The 19,725-nt window shown below is 47.6% G+C and carries 14 protein-coding genes, 1 tRNA gene and 1 riboswitch; of the genes, 12 read left to right on the forward strand and 3 right to left on the reverse strand.

From position 1 onward, the window contains the following. Positions 1-191 precede the first annotated feature (191 nt). Positions 192-268, forward strand: a tRNA-Arg gene (locus tag RYZ26_RS06865). An 8-nt stretch (positions 269-276) separates the two neighbouring features. Here the strand turns inward: RYZ26_RS06865 and RYZ26_RS06870 are convergent. From RYZ26_RS06870 to RYZ26_RS06880, 3 genes are read right to left on the reverse strand one after another with little or no spacing between them, the layout of a single operon-like run. Then, positions 277-3,345, reverse strand: a complete 3,069-nt coding sequence (locus RYZ26_RS06870) for a tyrosine-type recombinase/integrase (RefSeq protein WP_317682439.1) — start codon at positions 3,343-3,345, stop codon at positions 277-279. A gap of 2 nt (positions 3,346-3,347) precedes the next feature. Further along, positions 3,348-5,564 (reverse strand): site-specific integrase, encoded by a 2,217-nt coding sequence (locus tag RYZ26_RS06875; protein ID WP_317682440.1) that lies wholly within the window; start codon positions 5,562-5,564, stop codon positions 3,348-3,350. After that, positions 5,561-6,094, reverse strand: a complete 534-nt coding sequence (locus RYZ26_RS06880; protein ID WP_317682441.1) for a hypothetical protein — start codon at positions 6,092-6,094, stop codon at positions 5,561-5,563. Before RYZ26_RS06880 ends, RYZ26_RS06875 begins: the two co-directional genes overlap by 4 nt. Before the next feature lie 669 nt (positions 6,095-6,763). Between RYZ26_RS06880 and RYZ26_RS06885 the strand changes: the two genes are divergently transcribed. From RYZ26_RS06885 to RYZ26_RS06935, 11 genes are all read left to right on the forward strand, one after another. Beyond that, positions 6,764-6,985, forward strand: a complete 222-nt coding sequence (locus RYZ26_RS06885; RefSeq protein WP_317682442.1) for a hypothetical protein — start codon at positions 6,764-6,766, stop codon at positions 6,983-6,985. Between the two features lie 7 nt (positions 6,986-6,992). Further along, positions 6,993-7,184 (forward strand): hypothetical protein, encoded by a 192-nt coding sequence (locus RYZ26_RS06890; RefSeq protein WP_317682443.1) that lies wholly within the window; start codon positions 6,993-6,995, stop codon positions 7,182-7,184. A 637-nt stretch (positions 7,185-7,821) separates the two neighbouring features. Further along, a riboswitch (glycine riboswitch) is annotated at positions 7,822-7,911 on the forward strand. 150 nt (positions 7,912-8,061) lie between these two features. Beyond that, positions 8,062-9,510: an L-serine ammonia-lyase gene (locus tag RYZ26_RS06895; protein ID WP_465245933.1), complete on the forward strand. Its 1,449-nt coding sequence runs from the start codon at positions 8,062-8,064 to the stop codon at positions 9,508-9,510. 25 nt (positions 9,511-9,535) lie between these two features. After that, entirely contained in the window at positions 9,536-10,813 is a 1,278-nt protein-coding gene (gene glyA, locus RYZ26_RS06900) for a serine hydroxymethyltransferase (RefSeq protein ID WP_317682444.1), read from the forward strand. An 11-nt stretch (positions 10,814-10,824) separates the two neighbouring features. Continuing rightward, entirely contained in the window at positions 10,825-12,225 is a 1,401-nt protein-coding gene (gene lpdA / locus RYZ26_RS06905) for a dihydrolipoyl dehydrogenase (RefSeq protein ID WP_317682445.1), read from the forward strand. A gap of 29 nt (positions 12,226-12,254) precedes the next feature. After that, entirely contained in the window at positions 12,255-13,355 is a 1,101-nt protein-coding gene (gcvT, locus tag RYZ26_RS06910) for a glycine cleavage system aminomethyltransferase GcvT (RefSeq protein WP_317682446.1), read from the forward strand. Between the two features lie 15 nt (positions 13,356-13,370). Then, positions 13,371-13,736 carry a glycine cleavage system protein GcvH gene (gene gcvH / locus RYZ26_RS06915; RefSeq protein WP_317682447.1) on the forward strand — a complete coding sequence of 122 codons (366 nt, stop codon included), beginning with the start codon at positions 13,371-13,373 and terminating at the stop codon, positions 13,734-13,736. A gap of 19 nt (positions 13,737-13,755) precedes the next feature. Beyond that, the gene (gene gcvP, locus RYZ26_RS06920) at positions 13,756-16,614 is read left to right on the forward strand and encodes an aminomethyl-transferring glycine dehydrogenase (protein WP_317682448.1); all 2,859 of its coding nucleotides are present in this window, start codon (positions 13,756-13,758) and stop codon (positions 16,612-16,614) included. A 252-nt stretch (positions 16,615-16,866) separates the two neighbouring features. Further along, the gene (lipA, locus tag RYZ26_RS06925) at positions 16,867-17,823 is read left to right on the forward strand and encodes a lipoyl synthase (protein WP_317682449.1); all 957 of its coding nucleotides are present in this window, start codon (positions 16,867-16,869) and stop codon (positions 17,821-17,823) included. A 70-nt stretch (positions 17,824-17,893) separates the two neighbouring features. Next, a complete protein-coding gene (locus tag RYZ26_RS06930; RefSeq protein ID WP_317682450.1) occupies positions 17,894-19,255 on the forward strand; it encodes an alanine/glycine:cation symporter family protein in 1,362 nt (453 codons plus the stop codon). 110 nt (positions 19,256-19,365) lie between these two features. Next, complete coding sequence (locus RYZ26_RS06935; protein WP_317682451.1) at positions 19,366-19,695, forward strand: tetratricopeptide repeat protein; 330 nt, start codon at positions 19,366-19,368, stop codon at positions 19,693-19,695. Positions 19,696-19,725: the final 30 nt, after the last annotated feature.

The raw sequence follows: 19,725 nt of genomic DNA on the forward strand, positions 1-19,725 counted from the left end.
CTGATGAACTATATTGTGATGTGGATAGCTCTGAGATTGTGCTAGATCCGGGATTTATTTATCGCCCGAAATGAAGGTTAACTCATTTGACGGATGGAAAATAAGAAAACTGTATAAAAAAAATCAGCAATCATCACTTTACGAGATTTAAAAGGTAAAGTATGTTGCGCTCATTCTCAGGGAGAACTTGCGGTCCCGTAGCTCAGTTGGATAGAGTGTTTGCCTCCGAAGCAAAAGGTCGTACGTTCGAATCGTATCGGGACCGCCATTTTCTCCTTATTTTCCAGTTTCTTGAATGTCGTATGTGCTGGCGATCAAAAGAAGGTGAGCCACGTAGCGTAGAACTGGATTTGCGAGCTTCGTATATTTCTTCCTTACGCCTTTATTCGCCTGTTCTTTACGAAGCCTTTCAAATCTGGGCGACTGCAATGTTAACTTGGCTATGCCTTCAGAATATGGACTATCGCTGCTGAGCGGGTCCGATGATAGTTTAATAGTAGCCTTTGGCAATTTCTGCTTCCAAAGCAATCGCAACTCTTCTTCTTGTCCATAAGGCACTGAAATCTCAACAAACCATTTAAGTTTTGAACGTCCATCCGAAAAATGCGAAACGATCCGATGAGCAATTTCAATATTATGTACACGAATTTCTGATTCTGATGTGTTCATCCGTGACAAAAGAAAACCACACTTTTTTCGTATCTCTTCAGGTCCCGCTTGCTGTTTGATAATAGAAACTAAAAGATCAAACAACGCCATATCTTCACATGATTTAGGAACCGCCGGTGCAATTTTCCCAGCACGCTGAGGACTAATTACACGATTTGATTTCTTGTAGGTTTTCGTATTTGCAATGTCTTTAGCTGTATCAACCAAGCCTTTGATATGTTCTTCAGGTAACGAAAAAAAATCAACCGTTTCTGAAAGGTCGCGTGTTTTGTCGAAAATGTCCAATACATGCTGAATGGTTTCGAGGTTTTCCAGTGCATTCCAAGGCTTTTGGGGGAGTGATATCGGTTCTTCGGCCTGCACAGGAGAAGAACCTATAAGGTTACAATATTTTGTCAAACGTTCGTCCAAACTGTTCTGGACAGATATAAAGGCTACACCATTTGAAATATTTTCACCTGAATTTGCCCGTCTAATTTCTGCAACTGATAACCCAGTTAAATTTTTAATCACATGAAGCGGCAGTGTTTCATTTTGACGATTAAGTTTTTCTGCGATAATTCGATCGGAAAAATGGAAATAGCTGAAAAAAGTAGTTTCCGGTGAGCTGTGACCAGCAAAAACTGCAAACATTCGATAAGCGTTTATGTAATTTGTCTGATGCCCCACTATAGCTTTATATATCTCCAGACCTTGTAATACCGAAATCCCAGCATGTCGTTCAAACAGATGAAATTCGTTTTCTATGACGAAATGAAGGTTCGAAAAAGCCGTGTGACGGAAATGATGAAACACAAGATCATTTTTCTCGTCAAGCTGACGCATGAGCGTTGAAACAAACATGCTCACATCCAAACCATTTACTGGCATCGTTGGTGCATTTGAGCGATGAAACAGCAGGTGATTAGGATTTTTTAGCCTTAACGCAGGAGACGGCAAAAAGTTATGAACGGCTGTTACCTCGTCCTCATTCAGCAACACCCGTAAAGGAATAATCCGGCGCGCATTCGCACTTTTTAAGTTGTTGTACTTATTATTAGATAGATGAATGACCCAATTACCAATATTTTTTGGGTCACTGAAATCTGAAAGTTGAAGGTGCAGTAATTCGGACAGTCGCATTCCTGTGCGATAGGCTAAAATCACCATAACTTCTAGGAATGCCCGGTAGGGTTCAAATTTTCCTTCAAGGGTTCGTAGCGTCTTTCTCAATTCCATATAAAGTGAATGCGAGACATAACCGGATCGTACATGTCGGGCTTCTCCACTTCCTCGGGAAATACACTCTAGTAACGGTTGGTAATCTAGTTCCTGATGAGCAAAATCATGATATTTTTGCAGTCGAGCTGCTAATGATAGCCGCTGGTTTTCGTAATCACACTGATCCAGCATATGGTGATAGTGAAAAGCGAAATCTTCCGACGATAGATCAAACGGGCTTTCCTCGGACATAAAATTAGCAAACTGATCAAACACAATTTGATGGTATTTTTTGACTGTGCTAACTGCCAAAATCTCCACTTCGAGCATATGCAAATGCCATTGAATGACATGTTGGCAGATCGTTGTTTGATCCGTTTGAAGCTTCTTTAAGCGGTTAATCGCTTGTGAATGAGTAACTTTTTCGTACCCTCTTTCACTTCTTGTCAGAGATGCATACAGCTGTTTTCCGAGTTCTTCGATGTCTTCATTAGAAGAATGCATTCGTTGTTCAGGGAGACGGGTTTTAGCTTTCTTTTTCGGTGGTTCAAATACTGTTTCAGGGATGTCAAAACGGTATTTCTTGGGAAGCGATACGTTTTGCGTTTTTCCCGCCACACACTGAATAAGGGCCTGTGACAGGTGAACGCCGTGTAAGTTCTCGGTCAATGATGGGCACACGAGCAGAAATTTAGTGAATGACTGTAGCGTACATTTTTGGCCGGAAACGTCTTTCACGAATTCTTGAATTAAAGACCACGCCTTCTTTTCGTTTGAAACAGGAATGGACACGTCACGATTTAGATATTGAGATAGAAGACCTTTGCAGACTGGTGGTAAATACCAAGGCATTGAAGTGTAGCGTTTACCGTTTTCATCTACAGCATTGGTTGGACGCCTCTTTAATGAAAACTGCAATTCAACCCAATGTGGTTCGCCCTCTTGAAAATTAATAACTTTTTTCGAGGAAAGCGTCTGTCCAAGAGCGAACATCAAATGCGCTTGACATAAACCGCCACGGGTAGCTGCAAAATAGAAAACAGCCCCAAGAAGTGTCTCTGTAGCCATATGTTTAATAAGGTTTGGCTTATTCAACCCCTCAAGTACAAGTTGGTCCATTTTATAAAGCTTAATTGAGTTGTGGAACCACTCTCTGGTGCGTAATTGCTCTTCTCCTCTTATGCGCAATAAACGTTCCGGGAGAGGAAGATACCATTCGCCAGCGGCATTTCCCTTTTCAATGAACTCGGCAAAATATTCTAAGCCGTCTGCAATCTCATTGACCTTGAAATCACAGGTGAGAACTTTCTCAACAATCTTGTCACTGTTTTCTTCATAATCTTCTACAAAAGGGGGCTGCTCAGTAAGACCAGGTAAATCTTCAGAGATAAAGGCATCCACCTGCCGCCTGATTTTCTGGGTTCTCAGCAGTTTTTCTTGTTTTCGCGTTTCAATAGTACTCGTAATAATCGACATCTTCAGCCCTCCCACTTTTCAACGGTGCTGATACCAAGCCATTCGATATATTTTTCGGTGGGTACGGAAGCCCCCTGAAGGTGTTTAATGGAACAGCCACTCCATGGCCCAAAGGGCTCCTGACGAAAGCCTGAATGCCCCACAACCGCATCAATAATTTCACCTTTAACGCCTTTCCTGTGAAGAAATGAAACCAAAATATGACGCCCTGCATTTAAGGGAAGCGGCCAAATATCTTTGACTTTTGAAGTCAACCATTTCGGCGAAACAGTCTGAGGGCGGCCTCTATCATCAATGAAAAACAATAAGGGGACTTGACCATCAATTGCTCTTTGACAGTATTCAGCAATTCTTTTGTCGTCGGAAAATTTCTGTGAAGTTTTTAAGTTGGCCAAATGCTCCAGGTAGTCATGAAACAATGCCCGAATGACTTTCGGCATGGGAACAATACGAGCCGACAAAATGGAACGGTTTTCCTTATCTGCGATCCAGTGAAAGCCACGTAAAAAATCATTATCATCCAAAAGATCACAGGGCCCTTTTACAGGACGATGGCCATTGGAAAATAACAATGAAATTGTCAGATAAAGGACAAAGGCATTGTGGTATTCAATCCTTGTTTTTGCTGCTTTTAGGCGACCTTTTAGTCTTTGAACAAACTTGCGAACTTGTTTCAAGCTTGGATAAATTTTACTTCCAGCTTCTTTGCTCTCGATTTTGAACTGAAGCCCTAAGCCTAAATCATTTGAGAACGACACAAGTTCCTTTACGAATGGCATAAAACTTGTTTCCAAAACCTCAGAGTTAAAATGCAAATAGTAAAGCTGGGGAAAATTTGTGGGTGACTTGCCACAAATGGCTGCAGCAACGGTTTCACTTGCCCCATCCCAGCGTATTTTATTGAACGGATAAGCGGCTATTTTAACCAGTGTAAGATTGGCATTCATTTCTCTACCGATTTCAGACAGAAAAGAACGAATGTCATCTAGCCAGCTTTCATCATTTCCAGAATGCTGGCGACATACCTTATATGTTTCTTGAAAAAGTTTCGGCAAACGGACGAAAACAAAGCCACCACCAGGCAGCACAAAACTCTTCGCTTCTTCAGATAGTTTGTGAGAAGAAACAGCTATGCGGTGCTTAAGAACGAGTTGGCCTCCATCAATAAACCAGCGATCCACTTCTTTGGAATTTCCGCATACAATAGAGCGATGTATCTCCTTCGCATTTCGGCCTGTTAGAAGGCTCAAGCCAAGTAATCCAACAATGGGGGTGCCTCTCATAGCCAGACAAATTTTCCTGAACAAGACTTCCGCTTCATCATTTGTCATGGAATTTGACGCACAGGGAGCGCCAATTTCGTTTTTCACAATGCCATTTGAGATTGCCCCTTCAAGGTAGGTATGCTTAGCCCCCCAATATTGTTTCTTCCGCCTCTTCGACTGAACACGAATATTTCTCGACGGCACCTTCCCGTCACGGAAATTTTCTTGTTTCACACTATTTGCAGGAAGAACCGGCACATCCGAGAGAAGTTGTGCGCGATAGTCGTCTTCATCGGTTTCGACTTCTTCCGTCTCGACCTTTGTTTCAACAGGCGCTTCATCATACAAAAAGGGAGATCGCAAAATCGCATCTTCTTCGAGATGAAATTTGTCCAATAAATTTAGAAAGCTAAGGGCAGTGGTACGCCCTTCGTGTTCTTTCTTCCAGTTTGTTGTTGCATGCTCCAAGCTGGAAATCACCTTGGTGATAGATCCGTTGGTTGGCAACACCTCCAAAATATGGCGTTTTTCATCCTTTAATATATTACGCAGGTTACCAAAAACTGTTGGAACTGTTGTAGGGGACTCATCTCGTTTGGGCCAACATACTGCTGCCAAGAATAAATACGCCTTCAGGAGGTTGATCTTTTGAAGGTCTGTTGCTCCACATGTTGGTTGCCAAGCGAGCAAATGGGCATAAGGGTAGTCTTGTGAGTAAATCTTATGTTTGTCACGTAGCAGAGCACACCAGTCATTCCCATCATCTTCATATGGCAAATCATGTGATGAGATCGTTTGTTCGATTTCCTCAAGCTGTTTGATTTGCCATTCTTCGAGATTGCCAGGACGCTTAATTGCTTTAAAGAGATTCTCAATTCTACCGGCAATCATATTTTCGATACGTTTCGGTGGGGTGTTCGGAAGAATTTCTTGGAAAGAAAGAAGGTTGCTCATTTTTTGCCTCCTTTTCCAAATTCGTTCAGCTGATAACGCAATATTCGGCGCGTAATGTTCACCATTGCCGAGAAAGAAACTTGCGTGATTTTCTTTGTTTCATTAAGAGCCTTGAAGAAATTGCAACCCGCTAATGCATGGAAAAGTGATGCATAGCCATTGCCAGAGTTAAGTTGGAATTGAAGAATCCTGAGAACTTCTGTGTAGGCAATGCGCTCGAGAACACTTTCATCAATATCTGCTGGATAAAAAATCACTTTCTGGTATTTGAAGGCCTGTCCATCTAAAACAGATAATTCATCCAAAATGTTTAAGTTGTAAAAGCCCGCAAAAGCCAGAATTTCACCCTCCTCTTTAATCGCTGAGATCGGCGTATTTTCGATCAACAGCTGCTGAAGCTGGCTTGGCAGATTTGAGAGTGACGTTTGAAGTCTTAAATCATCCCATTGAGCGTGGGCTGATTTGGCAGCTGGATGGATATCCAAGCTATTAAATTGCTTGAGGGAAAGCGTTGTTTGTTTTAAATTCATCACGTTGTTTCCTTTGAATTGATTGAACAACGCGAGCTACGATTTACCATGAGGCTCGTAACGCGCCTCTCCTATTATTCACATATTTATTTTTTCGACGCCCTTCCTAGATGGGCATTTTACCCACAAAGAAAGGGCGTCGATTAACCCATTGTAAAACAACGATTAATCAGATAAACCATAAGAAAAAAGTCGTAAAAAAATGTTTTTTCGCTTTAAAAACATCGAAAATATTGAGTGCGAAGCACATTTTTTCACTGTTTCAGTGTATAAAAACAAACGAATCAAAAAGTTGCATCTGTTGTAAAAATGAATCGCTTGCTGTGAGGACAGGATAGCGTATCGTCAGGAATATATCGAAACGTTAATACTGCTTGGCAGAGTCTTTAAATCACTCGAAGCTCAAGGCTACCCACGACCTGTTATCGTTGGTGGTGCAGCTGTTGAATATTACTCAGCAGGTGAGATCGTTTCTGGTGACTTTGATATCATTTTTGAACATATGGATGCCTTTGCCAAGGAAATGGAAAAGCAGGGCTTTTATCTGAAGATCGGTTTGGGCATTTAACACACGGCTTTTATCACAAGAAATACCTGACAGGTATTGAACTGGTATCTGGCCCACTTTTTGATGGAAGAACAGATACAAAGCGCATCGAAGTTGTTGCTGTGGATCGTGAAGAAGAAGCCATTGTCGCCTTCCCGCCAATTGAAGATTTGATTGCTGATCGGATGGGACAGTACGAAGCTGATACACGACAGCCGGAAATGCTGGAGCAAGCAAAGATTTTGTATCAACTTGCAGAAAATGTAGATTCACAGTATCTTGAAAAGAGACTTAAGGAAGAACTTTTAGATAGTTCTTTGATTGATTTATTGCTGGAAGAGTAAGGTAAGCATGCGCTCTCTAACAGACAAAGCAGAGTATGTTGAGAAGAAGAAAAAGGAACTTGGTTTAAAATCCGAGCAACTTTCTGCTGCCCAAAATTCAGGGATCAATCGCACAAAATCAAAGAAGCGTTTGCTGAAAGCCATTGCCGACGAGGCTAAATCTCAAGGCCGCGCTGTTCCATTTCCGGCTGCCTATTAAAATTGGATTTTATTGAAGTGAGGGGACATGTCCTCACTATTTTCATGGCCTTATTGCTTGAGGCGGGTATGAAAAATGGCCGAAATCGTCCTCAAAAAAGTGCCTATTTTTGTGCCCATAAATTCAAAAGCGGCACAAAGAGTCCTTAATCGGCATCAAAACATATTTTTAAGGAATGGCAGAAACCCAAGGGACACAGCATTAAAACACTTAACGCCGATTAGCAACTTTGAGACGGGTTAGCTTCGGAGGGCGACGCGCTATCCAGCTGTGCCACGGGTGCTTAATCAAAATCGGGCAGAACATACAAGACTGAATGACAAGAGTAAAGCATCAGTTTCTTTTCTTTGGTGGAATATACAAGGAGAGAATTTTAGGATGAAGTTGGTTGATTTGCGACTAATAAAATTTCTCGAAAATGAGATTGCTTAATTGATTTTGACAACACTGCAGTGCAAAAAAAGAATTTTATTTTGCTGTTTTTATTTATGTTTTATAAGAGTTTTTTTATTTATTGCGTTGCATTGTGTGTTGTTGTGTCAAAAAAGCGTTTGACAGCGAGCATGTGATTTCATTACGGTAAAAGGGCAATAAGGAAACACATTCCTTGTTGGACAATTTTATAAGAACTTCTCATGAAATTCCTGTGGGAGAGACAGTACTAGAAGCTGTCGCCGAAGGAGCAACCGCCCCGGAAACTCTCAGGCACATGTACTGCAGGAAGATGAGACTCTGGAGAGAGATCAAGCACTTAGACTTGATCCGCCGAAGGTCAAGTTCGGAACTTGCTACGCCAAGTCGAACACTATCTCAGGCACCGAAGACAGAGGGGGCATCGTTTAACCAAACCGTTATCGGTTTGATTAGGAGGTGCCCTTTGTTGGATTCTACAGACCAACTTCAAAATTTTACAGATGATGCGGATGTCACCATTGGCACAGATCACGCACATCTCAGTTCCATGGATTTATTCTCCATCGGGATTGGCCCGTCCAGTTCTCACACTGTCGGCCCCATGCGTGCCGGATACCGTTTCTGTCAGGAACTGATCAAATCAGAAAAGCTGGCTGATGTTGAACGTGTCACGGTTGACCTGTTTGGCTCTCTCGCTTTGACAGGCAAAGGTCACGCAACCGACATTGCGGTTTTGCTCGGCCTGTCTGGTCAGCGTCCCCGCACGGTTAACCCCGATGCGGTTCCGACCATCATTTCCAATATCCGTGAAGGTAACGTTTTGTTGCTGGCGGGTGAAAAGGAAACGGCTTTTGTTGAAGAAACGCAGCTGAACTTTCACTACAACGTCTTCAAGCCTGAACACCCGAATGCGATGGAAATCAAAGCATTTGATGCGGCTGGCACGCTTGTCTACAGCCACCTGTTTTTCTCCGTCGGTGGCGGGTTTGTTGTCGATAAGGCAGAACTGGAAGCCGATCCTTCTGACGTTGAAGCTTGTGATATTCCCTATCCTTTCGGGTCCGGTGAAGAACTGCTGGCCCATGGTGACAAGACAGGCCTGACCATTGCCGAGATTATGCTGGCCAACGAAGTAGCCATGCACGGCGAAGCGGATGTGATGGAATTTCTGGAGCTGGTGCGCGATTGCATGCTGTCTTGCATTGATCGCGGATGCAAAACCGAAGGCATCCTGCCAGGTGGTCTGGATGTGGAACGCCGGGCTTACAAACTTCATCAGGAATTGGTTTCCAGACCGGAAGCAGGCATGAAAGACCCTCTGACTGTATTGGATTGGGTCAACCTGTTTGCTTTGGCTGTAAACGAAGAAAATGCTGCTGGCGGTCGTGTCGTCACAGCACCAACCAATGGCGCAGCGGGTGTCATTCCCGCGGTACTGGCTTATTACGAGCGTTTTTGCCCGAACGCGACAGATAAAGGCAGTATCGACTTTCTCCTGACTGCTGCTGCCATTGGTTCCATTTATAAGAAGCGCGCTTCCATTTCTGCGGCCGAAGTCGGCTGTCAGGGCGAAGTGGGTGTGGCTTGTTCCATGGCCGCAGGTGCCTTGTGCGCCGTGATGGGTGGAACGAACCAACAGATTGAAAATGCCGCTGAAATCGGCATGGAACATAACCTGGGCCTGACATGCGATCCCATAGGCGGATTGGTGCAGGTGCCATGTATCGAACGCAACACCATGGGTGCGACCAAGGCGATCAACGCCTCCCGTCTCGCCCTTCGTGGGGATGGGTCTCACAAGGTGTCGCTCGATAAAGTCATTGAGACCATGCGCCAGACGGGCATGGATATGCAAAGCAAATACAAAGAGACCTCACAGGGCGGCCTCGCCGTCAATGTGGTCGAATGTTAAGAGATTAGAACAGGGATTATCTAAAATGAACGCGAAAACACAAAACTTCTTCCATCAGGACCTGGCAGACAGCGATCCAGCCTTGATGTCCGGCATCAAGAACGAGTTGAACCGTCAGGCTGACGGGATCGAGCTGATTGCTTCTGAAAATATCGTTTCCAAAGCTGTTCTGCAGGCCCAAGGCTCAGTTCTGACCAACAAATATGCCGAAGGTTATTCCGGTCGTCGTTACTACGGCGGTTGTGAATTTATGGATGTGGCTGAAACACTGGCGATTGATCGCGCAAAAGAACTGTTCGACTGTAACTTCGTAAACGTTCAGCCGCACTCTGGGGCGCAAGCAAACGGTGCGGTGCTGCTGGCCCTGCTGCAACCAGGCGATACCATTTTGGGGATGTCACTGGATGCAGGTGGTCACCTGACGCACGGTGCGCGCCCGACTTTGTCCGGTAAATGGTTCAACGCCGTTCAATATGGTGTGGATAAAGAAACCTCCCAGATCGATTATGACGAGTTGGAAGCCCAAGCTGTTGAATGTCAGCCAAAGCTGATTATCGCAGGCGGTTCTGCCTATCCCCGTTTCATCGATTTTGCCCGCTTCCGCGAAATTGCTGATAAAGTTGGTGCGTACCTGATGGTTGATATGGCCCATATCGCAGGTCTGGTTGCAGGTGGTGTTCACCCATCTCCGCTGCCACACGCCCATGTGGTCACAACAACAACGCATAAGACCCTGCGAGGTCCACGCGGCGGCATGATCCTGACCAACGATCAAACGCTGGGTAAGAAATTTAATTCTGCCGTCTTCCCTGGCTTACAAGGTGGCCCATTGATGCATGTGATCGCAGCGAAAGCCGTTGCCTTTGGTGAAGCCTTGCAGCCAAGCTTTAAAGCTTACGCCCAGCAAGTTGTCGATAACGCTAAAACGCTGGCAGGCGTGATGATTGAACGCGGTGTTGATATTGTATCTGGTGGTACTGATACCCACCTGATGCTGGTAGATCTGCGCCCGAAAGATGTGACTGGTAAAGTTGTTGATGCAGCACTGGAACGTGCAGGTATCACCTGTAACAAAAACGGCATCCCGTTTGACCCGCAGCCACCAGCTGTTTCTTCCGGTATTCGTCTGGGTACACCTGCGGGTACGACCCGTGGCTTTGGCACAGAAGAGTTCCGCAAGATCGGTCACCTGATCTGTGACGTGATCGACGGGATTGCCGAACATGGCGATGACAATGTCGAGATTGAAGCTGCTGTGCGTGAACAAGTTGTCGCACTGTGCCGTCGCTTCCCACTCTATTAAGGAATTGGGTCATGAGCACGTATGATATTGTAATAATTGGCGGTGGACCCGGTGGCTATGTGGCTGCCATCCGCGCCGCCCAGCTGGGCAAAAAGGTCGCCTGCGTCGAAGGACGCGGCAGCCTTGGCGGGACCTGCCTGAATGTAGGCTGTATCCCCTCCAAAGCCCTTTTGACGTCTTCCGAAAAATATGCCGATGCCAAAAAACATATGGCGGAACATGGAATTGAAACGGGTGAAGTCTCCATCGATGTGTCTGCTATGATGGCACGCAAGGACAAGACGGTTGTTGATCTGACACAGGGTATTGAATTCCTGTTTAAGAAAAACAAAGTCGATTACATCCAGGGCTGGGGCAGCATTGTCGAAGCCGGTGTTGTTGATGTGAAAACAGAAGATGGAAATGTTCGTCTGGAAACACAAAACATCATCATCGCAACAGGTTCTGAACCTGTCTCTCTGCCCGGCATTGAGATTGATGAAAAGAAAATCATCAGCTCCACGGGTGCCCTGTCTCTAACCGAAGTGCCTGAAAAGATGGTCGTGATCGGCGCGGGCGTGATCGGTCTGGAACTTGGTCAGGTCTGGTCCAGATTGGGCGCAGAAGTCAAAGTCGTTGAATATCTGGATCGTATCCTGCCGGGTATGGATGCCGAGATTGCAAAGACTGCGCAGCGTGCCCTGTCCAAACGTGGCCTTAAATTCACATTGGGCCGCAAGGTTCTGGAAATCATCGAAAAAGACGATGGTCTGACCGTTTCTATGGAACGTCTGGGTAAGGACAAGATCGAAGAACTGGATGCGGATGTGGTACTGGTTGCCGTTGGTCGCCGTCCGGTAACCAAAGGTCTGAACCTGGGTGATCTGGGTGTGGAATTGAATGAACACGGGTTTATCCGGGTTGATGATCATTTTCAGACGACGGTCAAAGGCATTTACGCCATTGGCGATTGCGTCCCCGGTCCCATGCTGGCCCATAAGGCCGAAGAAGATGGCGTGGCATGCGTTGAAATGCTGGCTTGTCAAAACGGTCATGTGGATTACGGCACGGTTCCCGGTGTTGTCTATACCGCCCCTGAAGTTGCAGGTGTTGGTCAGACCGAGGAACAACTGGTCGAAAAGAACATTCCTTTTGATAAAGGTGTTTTCCAGTTCCGTGCAAATTCCCGCGCACGCGCCATTGGTGATGTGGATGGTCTGGTCAAGGTTTTGGTTTCGCAAAGCTGTGGCAAAATCCTTGGTGCCCATATCGTTGGCCCCCATGCGGGTGATCTGATTGCTGAACTGGTCCTTGCCATGACCACGGGGGCAAGTGTGCGCGATGTGATCCGCACCTGTCATGCCCACCCGGCCCTTGGTGAAGCTGTTCGTGAAGCTTGTATGGATGCGCTGGATCGCGCGATCCACGCTTAAAAAGAATTTTGATAAAAGGAATACCCCCAATGTCTGCTACTGAAACTTTAAAAACGCCCCTATACGACCTGCATGTCGAACTCGGTGGCAAAATGGTTGAATTCGCCGGATGGTCCATGCCGATCAACTATCCCATGGGCATCATGGGTGAACATACCCATTGTCGCACCAAAGCGGCCCTGTTTGACGTATCCCACATGGCACAAGTCATTGTGCGTGGTGAAAACCGTGGCACTGAATTTGAAAAACTGGTGCCAAGCAACATCGATGGCCTGCCTGAAGGTAAAGCGCGTTATACCTTCTTCACTAATGAAGAAGGTGGCATCATGGACGATCTGATCGTATCCAACGCGGGTGATTATCTGTTTGTTGTGGTCAATGCCTCCATGCGTGATCAGGATATCCCGCATATGCGTGACAATCTGGAAGGCTGTGAAGTTATCGAAATCACAGACCATGCTTTGATCGCGGTTCAGGGCCCGGCGGCAGAAGGTGTTGTTGCCAAACACGCCCCTGCGGCAGCTGAACTGAAATTCATGGAAACCATCGAAGCTGACCTGCTGGGGGCGAAATGTCGTATCTCCCGCCTTGGTTACACAGGCGAAGATGGTTATGAAATCTCTATTCCGGCTGATGAAGCTGAACGCATTACACGCACATTGTTAGAAGATGAAAACCTGGAACCTGCTGGTCTGGGTGCACGTGACAGCCTGCGTCTGGAAGCTGGTCTCTGCCTTTATGGTAACGACATTGATGGTTCCACCTCCCCGATTGAAGCACAACTGATCTGGGCGATCCAGAAACGTCGCCGCGAAGAAGGCGGCTTCCCCGGTGCAGATCGTATCCTGAATGAAATCGCCGAAGGCGTGACGCGCAAGCTGGTTGGCATCAAGCCACTGGGCCGCGCGCCAGCCCGTCAGGGCGTGGAAGTTGTGTCCAAGGATGAAGTCACCATCGGCCATATCACCAGCGGTGGTTTCGGCCCCACATTTGAAGGACCTGTTGCCCTTGGCTATGTCGCATCTGACTTTGCTACGCCGGGTACCGAAGTCCAGCTTTCTGTTCGTGGCAAGTTGTTGCCTGCAGAAATCGTAAAAGCCCCATTTGTTCAACAAAACTACAAACGTTAATTCGAGGAACTCACCATGACTAAATATTTTTCTGAAGATCACGAATGGATCACAGTTGAAGGCGACATCGCAACTGTCGGCATTACAGAACATGCCGCCAAGTTGTTGGGCGATATCGTTTTTATCGAACTGAAAGACGAAGGTGACGACTTTGAACGCGCTGATGATATCGGCGTAATTGAAAGCGTAAAAGCCGCAAGTGAAATTTATGCCCCGGTTGATGGGGAAGTTGTTGAAGCCAATGAAGAATTGGCCGATAATCCGTCACTGGTTAATGAAAGCCCTGAAGGTTCTGCCTGGCTTTACAAAATCAAGATTTCAGATGTGTCTCAACTCGATGACTTGATGGATGCTGCTGCCTATCAAGACTTAATCGCCTAATCGAAAGGATCCCCTCGCGATGACCTTTAAGCCAACCTCTTACCAACCTTACGATTTTGCGAACCGTCGTCATATCGGCCCGTCTCCTTCAGAGATGGACGAGATGTTGAAAGTGGTTGGCACGGACAGTCTGGACAGTCTGATTGATGAAACCATTCCAGCCGACATTCGTCAGTCTGAACCGCTGGAATGGGGCCCGGCCCTTTCTGAACGTGATACGCTTTATCACCTGCGTCAGGTTGCAGATAAAAACCAGGTGCTGACGTCTCTGATCGGTCAGGGCTATTACGGCACCATGACCCCGCCTGTGATCCTGCGTAACATTCTGGAAAATCCAGCCTGGTACACAGCTTACACCCCATACCAGCCAGAAATCAGCCAGGGCCGTCTTGAAGCCTTGCTGAACTTCCAGACCATGGTTTGTGACCTGACGGCACTGGACATCGCGAACGCATCCTTGCTGGATGAATCGACTGCGGCGGCTGAAGCCATGACCATGGCGCAGCGTTCCAGCAAATCCAAAGCCAAGGCATTCTTCGTTGATGAAAACTGCCATGCGCAAAATATTGAGGTGATGAAAACACGTGCCGAACCTATCGGCATTGAGATCATCGTCGGTAACCCGGATACAGATCTGGTTCCAGCTGATGTGTTCGGTGCGATCTTCCAGTATCCTGGCACTTACGGTCATGTGCGTGACTTTACCGCCATCATTGACAGCCTGCATGAAGCAAAAGCACTGGCTGTGATGGTTGCTGATCCAATGGCGCTTGCTTTGTTGAAAGCACCGGGTGAAATGGGCGCGGATATTGCGGTTGGTTCCACACAGCGATTTGGCGTGCCCATGGGCTTTGGTGGTCCACACGCTGCCTATATGGCGACACGTGACGCGTATAAGCGTTCCATGCCGGGCCGTATCATCGGTGTTTCCATCGATAGCCGTGGCAATAAAGCCTATCGTCTGTCCTTGCAGACACGTGAACAACACATTCGTCGTGAAAAAGCCACATCGAATGTTTGTACAGCACAAGCTCTGCTGGCGGTTATGGCGTCTATGTATGCGGTCTTCCATGGCCCTGATGGTATTAAAGCGATTGCACAGATCATTCACCAGCACACAGTGCGTCTGGCTGCTGGTCTGGAAAAGCTGGGCTTCAATGTTGAACCCTCTGTCTTCTTTGACACCATCACGGTGGAAGTGGGTGCCATGCAGGGCGTGATCCTGAATGCCGCTGTTGCAAACGGCATCAACCTACGCAAAGTCGGCACAGATCGCGTCGGTATTTCACTGGATGAACAAACACGTCCGGAAGTGATCGAAGCTGTTTGGGCTGCTTTCGGTGCGGTTGATATGAAAGATGACGAACATCAGGAGATGGATTACCGTCTGCCAGAAGATGTGGCCCGTACATCTGAATATCTGACACACCCGATCTTCCACAAAAACCGTGCGGAACAGGAAATCACCCGTTACATCCGTAAACTGGCGGACCGTGACCTCGCGCTTGATCGTGCCATGATCCCTCTTGGGTCCTGTACCATGAAACTGAACGCGACTGTGGAAATGATCCCGGTTACCTGGGCTGAATTTGGTGACATCCACCCGTTTGCGCCGCGCGATCAGGTTGATGGCTATTACGAAATGATCGAAGACCTGTCGGATAAACTGTGCCAGATCACTGGCTATGATGCGATTTCCATGCAGCCAAACTCCGGTGCGCAGGGTGAATTTGCAGGCCTGACAACGATCCGTAACTACCACAATTCCCGTGGTGACAACCATCGTAACGTTTGTCTGATCCCAACCTCTGCACACGGGACAAACCCTGCGACTGCACAGATGGTGGGTTACAAGGTTGTTGTGGTGAAATCTGCGGAAAATGGTGACATTGACGTTGAAGATTTCCGCGCCAAGGCTGAAAAGCATTCAGAAAACCTGGCAGCATGTATGATCACATACCCGTCCACCCACGGTGTGTTCGAAGAAACCGTGCGTGAAGTATGCGAGATTACACATGACCATGGTGGTCAGGTCTATATCGATGGTGCGAACATGAACGCCATGGTCGGTCTGGCACAGCCGGGCAAGATCGGTGGGGATGTTTCTCACCTCAACCTGCACAAGACCTTCTGCATTCCACATGGTGGTGGCGGACCGGGCATGGGTCCAATCGGTGTTCGCGCGCATCTGCAAGCTCATCTGCCGGGTCACCCTGAACTGGACGCGGCTGTTGGTCCTGTCTCTGCAGCACCATTTGGATCACCTTCGATCCTGCCGATTTCCTGGGCATATTGCCTGGCAATGGGCGGTGATGGCCTGACACAGGCAACCCGTGTTGCGATCCTGAACGCCAACTACATCGCCAAACGTCTGGAAGGGGCCTATGAAGTTCTTTACACGTCGAAAAATGGCCGTGTGGCACACGAATGCATCATTGATACCCGTCCGCTAAAAGATACAGCTGGTGTAACGGTTGATGATGTGGCCAAGCGTTTGATTGATTGCGGCTTCCATGCCCCGACCATGAGCTGGCCTGTTGCAGGTACCCTGATGATTGAGCCAACAGAAAGTGAAACCAAGTTCGAACTTGATCGTTTCTGTGATGCGATGCTGGCGATTTATCAGGAAGCCAAAGACATTGAAGACGGCAAGATTGATGCGGACAACAACCCGCTGAAAAATGCACCACACACGGTGGAAGACCTGGTTGGTGAATGGGATCGTCCCTACAGCCGCGAACAGGCCTGTTACCCACCAGGGGCGTTCCGTGTTGATAAATACTGGGCACCGGTCAACCGTGTCGATAACTCCTATGGTGACAGAAACCTCGTATGTTCCTGCCCACCGCTGGAAGATTATGCCGACGCGGCTGAATAAGCTGGCCCGGTCAAGCGAATTGTCAGTCTGAACCGTCTCTCCCCATTAGTGTTCAGGCTGGCAAGTCCGGAAAGCAAAGTGCCGTAACCCAATAAGATCTTTGCTTTTCCTACAAGACCTACTTTGTCCTCTCTCCGCTTTTTACGAACCGGATTACAGAGAATTGAGAGCCTGTTTTTTGTGGTGGTTCAGTCCCCAAAAAAACGGGGAGAGGATCCTTTTTGCCAAAATTTGAGTGAAAGGCGTATCATTATGACGACTTTATCAGCTGCCCAAAGACATCCGGAAAAGCAAAAAAATCCAGACCGTCCAAGTGGTCGCAAGCCTGAATGGCTGCGGGTAAAGCCGGCATGGTCGAAAGGGGTGAAAGATACCCGCAAACTGATGCGAAAGAAGAACCTGACTACGGTATGCGAAGAAGCCGCCTGTCCAAACTTGGGGGAATGTTGGGACAGAAAACATGCAACATTTATGATCATGGGGGAAATCTGTACGCGCGCCTGTGCTTTTTGCAACGTGGCGACCGGAAAACCCTTTGCTCTTGACCCGACAGAGCCGCAAAAAACAGCCGAAGCTGTCGCGGAAATGGGCCTGAACCATGTGGTGATTACTTCTGTTGATCGCGATGACCTGCATGACGGTGGGGCAACCCACTTTGCAGAAACTATTCTTGCGATCCGGAATATGTCACCTGCTACAACAATCGAAGTGCTGACGCCTGATTTTCGCGATAAGCCCAAGGGCGCGCTGGAAATCGTGGTGGAAGCCAAGCCGGATGTATTTAACCACAATCTGGAAACCGTGCCGCGTCTCTATGGGGAAATTCGCCCGGGCGCACGTTATTACCAGTCGCTTCGCCTTGTGGACCGGGTCAAGGAACTGGACGCTGAAATTTTTACCAAATCCGGCCTGATGGTGGGATTGGGTGAAGAAAAACACGAAATGTTGCAGGTGATGGATGATATGCGGGTGGCAAAGGTGGATTTTATCACCATCGGCCAATATCTGCAGCCCACACCAAAACATGCACCGATTGACCGGTTCGTAACCCCAGAAGAATTTGAAGAGTTTGCGCGCATTGCCATGCGCAAGGGCTTCGACATGGTTTCTTCAACGCCTTTAACAAGATCGTCCCATCACGCGGACACGGGTTTTGAAGAATTACGCAAGAAACGCGCGCAGGCCATAGGCCGTCTGCATGCGATGTAAGGGCAATTTTCCGCCCCAATAAAAGCAATAAAAAACACTCACATTTTCTATACAGAGAGGATTTTTAATAATGGAAGCTTTAAGTTCCATCATTGGTGAAATTAACGGTATCGTTTGGGGATGGCCTATGCTTGTCCTCATCCTCGGTGTCGGTTTGTTCATGAGTATCGGCCTAAAATTAATGCCCATTTTAAAGTTGGGGACAGGCTTTAAACTGTTGGCAGGCGGCGTCCATGCGCGCAAAGGCGAAGAAAGCGAAGGGGAAGTCCCGCCGTATCAAGCCTTGATGACCGCATTGGCCGCAACCGTTGGTACAGGTAACATCGCAGGGGTGGCAACAGCCGTCTTCCTGGGTGGTCCCGGTGCCTTGTTCTGGATGTGGATTACCGCCCTTGTCGGGATGGCAACCAAATTTTCCGAAGCTGTTCTGGCGGTGAATTTCCGCGAAGTTGACGAAGAAGGCAACCATGTTGGTGGCCCGATGTATTACATCAAAAACGGTATGGGGGCGAAATGGGCCTGGCTTGGGTCTGCCTTTGCTGTCTTTGGTGCAGTTGCTGGTTTCGGGATCGGTAATGGCGTGCAGTCAAACTCAATTGCTGCTGTTATTGAAACGAACTTTTCCGTACCGCCCATGATCACAGGTCTGGTGCTGATGGTGCTGGTTGGTGCCGTTCTGATCGGTGGCATCAAGCGTATCGGTTCTGTCGCTGGTGCGTTGGTTCCGTTTATGGCGGTTGCGTATGTGATTGCTGGTCTGGTTGTTTTGTTTATCAACGCTGACCAAATCGGTGCGGCTTTCGCCCTGATCTTTGAAAGTGCTTTCACTGGTCATGCGGCTGAAGGTGGCTTTGCTGGTGCGGCTGTCTGGGCAGCGATCCGCTTTGGTGTGGCGCGTGGTGTTTTCTCAAACGAAGCTGGTCTGGGGTCTGCCCCGATCGCACACGCGGCGGCACAAACAAAAGACCCCGTACGTCAGGGCCTGATCGCCATGCTGGGCACATTCCTGGATACGATCATCGTTTGTACCGTAACAGGTCTCGTGATTGTAACCTCCGGTCTGTGGACATCCGGTGATTCCGGTGCTGCGCTGACCTCGGCTGCTTTTGCACAAGCCCTGCCAGGTGCGGGTAACTATATCGTTGCGATCTCGCTTGCGATCTTTGCCTTTACTACCATCCTTGGCTGGTCTTTGTATGGTGAGCGGTGCGTGGAATATCTCTTCGGTGTGAAATCTATCCTGCCATACCGTGTTGTCTGGATTATTGCTGTGCCTGTTGGTGCAACCCTGAGCCTGGATTTCGTCTGGCTGGTGTCTGATACGCTGAACGCGATGATGGCCCTGCCGAACCTGATTGCGATTGCTGTTCTCAGCCCCGTGGTCTTCAAGCTGACGAAAGAATATTTTGATCGTCATAAGGCTGCTGAGTAATTCTTGTCCCTCACAGACCTTGGAAAACCCGTTGCATGAAAGTGCAGCGGGTTTTTCTTTCGACCATTGTCTAGCTGGCGTGTGCAGGGCAGGTGAGCTATCTTGGGAAGATGAAAAAGCTTCTGTTGATCCTGTTTGTTCTGATGACTTCATCTCCTTCTTGGGCAGATGATTTTGGCAAACGTGACAAAAATCAACATGACATGATCACATCGCTCAAGGCCTATGCGGTCTATAAAATGGGGCAGTATGATGAGGCCTATGATCTTTGGCTGCCCTTGGCGGAAAACGGCCACACCACATCCATGATCAATATCGCCAGCATGTATATGCAGGGACAAGGCCGCCCGGTTGACTTGGCGAAAGCACGTTACTGGATTGAAAAAGCACATGAATTGGGTGATGAACGTGCAGTCGATATGCTTATTGAACTGAAATAGCTGACTTTAGAATAGCCCCAATCTTATAGA

The sequence above is a fragment of the Terasakiella sediminum genome (assembly GCF_033100395.1).
In the GTDB taxonomy this organism is placed as follows: Bacteria; Pseudomonadota; Alphaproteobacteria; order Rhodospirillales; family Terasakiellaceae; genus Terasakiella.

What these genes read in the sequence shown, in the direction of transcription:
- RYZ26_RS06870 (WP_317682439.1), bottom strand. Translation starts at nt 3,345, where the DNA reads ATGTCGATTATTACGAGTACTATTGAAACGCGAAAACAAGAAAAACTG.
- RYZ26_RS06875 (WP_317682440.1), bottom strand. Translation starts at nt 5,564, where the DNA reads ATGAGCAACCTTCTTTCTTTCCAAGAAATTCTTCCGAACACCCCACCG.
- RYZ26_RS06880 (WP_317682441.1), bottom strand. Translation starts at nt 6,094, where the DNA reads ATGAATTTAAAACAAACAACGCTTTCCCTCAAGCAATTTAATAGCTTG.
- RYZ26_RS06890 (WP_317682443.1), top strand. Translation starts at nt 6,993, where the DNA reads ATGCGCTCTCTAACAGACAAAGCAGAGTATGTTGAGAAGAAGAAAAAG.
- glyA (WP_317682444.1), top strand. Translation starts at nt 9,536, where the DNA reads ATGAACGCGAAAACACAAAACTTCTTCCATCAGGACCTGGCAGACAGC.
- lpdA (WP_317682445.1), top strand. Translation starts at nt 10,825, where the DNA reads ATGAGCACGTATGATATTGTAATAATTGGCGGTGGACCCGGTGGCTAT.
- gcvT (WP_317682446.1), top strand. Translation starts at nt 12,255, where the DNA reads ATGTCTGCTACTGAAACTTTAAAAACGCCCCTATACGACCTGCATGTC.
- gcvH (WP_317682447.1), top strand. Translation starts at nt 13,371, where the DNA reads ATGACTAAATATTTTTCTGAAGATCACGAATGGATCACAGTTGAAGGC.
- gcvP (WP_317682448.1), top strand. Translation starts at nt 13,756, where the DNA reads ATGACCTTTAAGCCAACCTCTTACCAACCTTACGATTTTGCGAACCGT.
- lipA (WP_317682449.1), top strand. Translation starts at nt 16,867, where the DNA reads ATGACGACTTTATCAGCTGCCCAAAGACATCCGGAAAAGCAAAAAAAT.
- RYZ26_RS06930 (WP_317682450.1), top strand. Translation starts at nt 17,894, where the DNA reads ATGGAAGCTTTAAGTTCCATCATTGGTGAAATTAACGGTATCGTTTGG.
- RYZ26_RS06935 (WP_317682451.1), top strand. Translation starts at nt 19,366, where the DNA reads ATGAAAAAGCTTCTGTTGATCCTGTTTGTTCTGATGACTTCATCTCCT.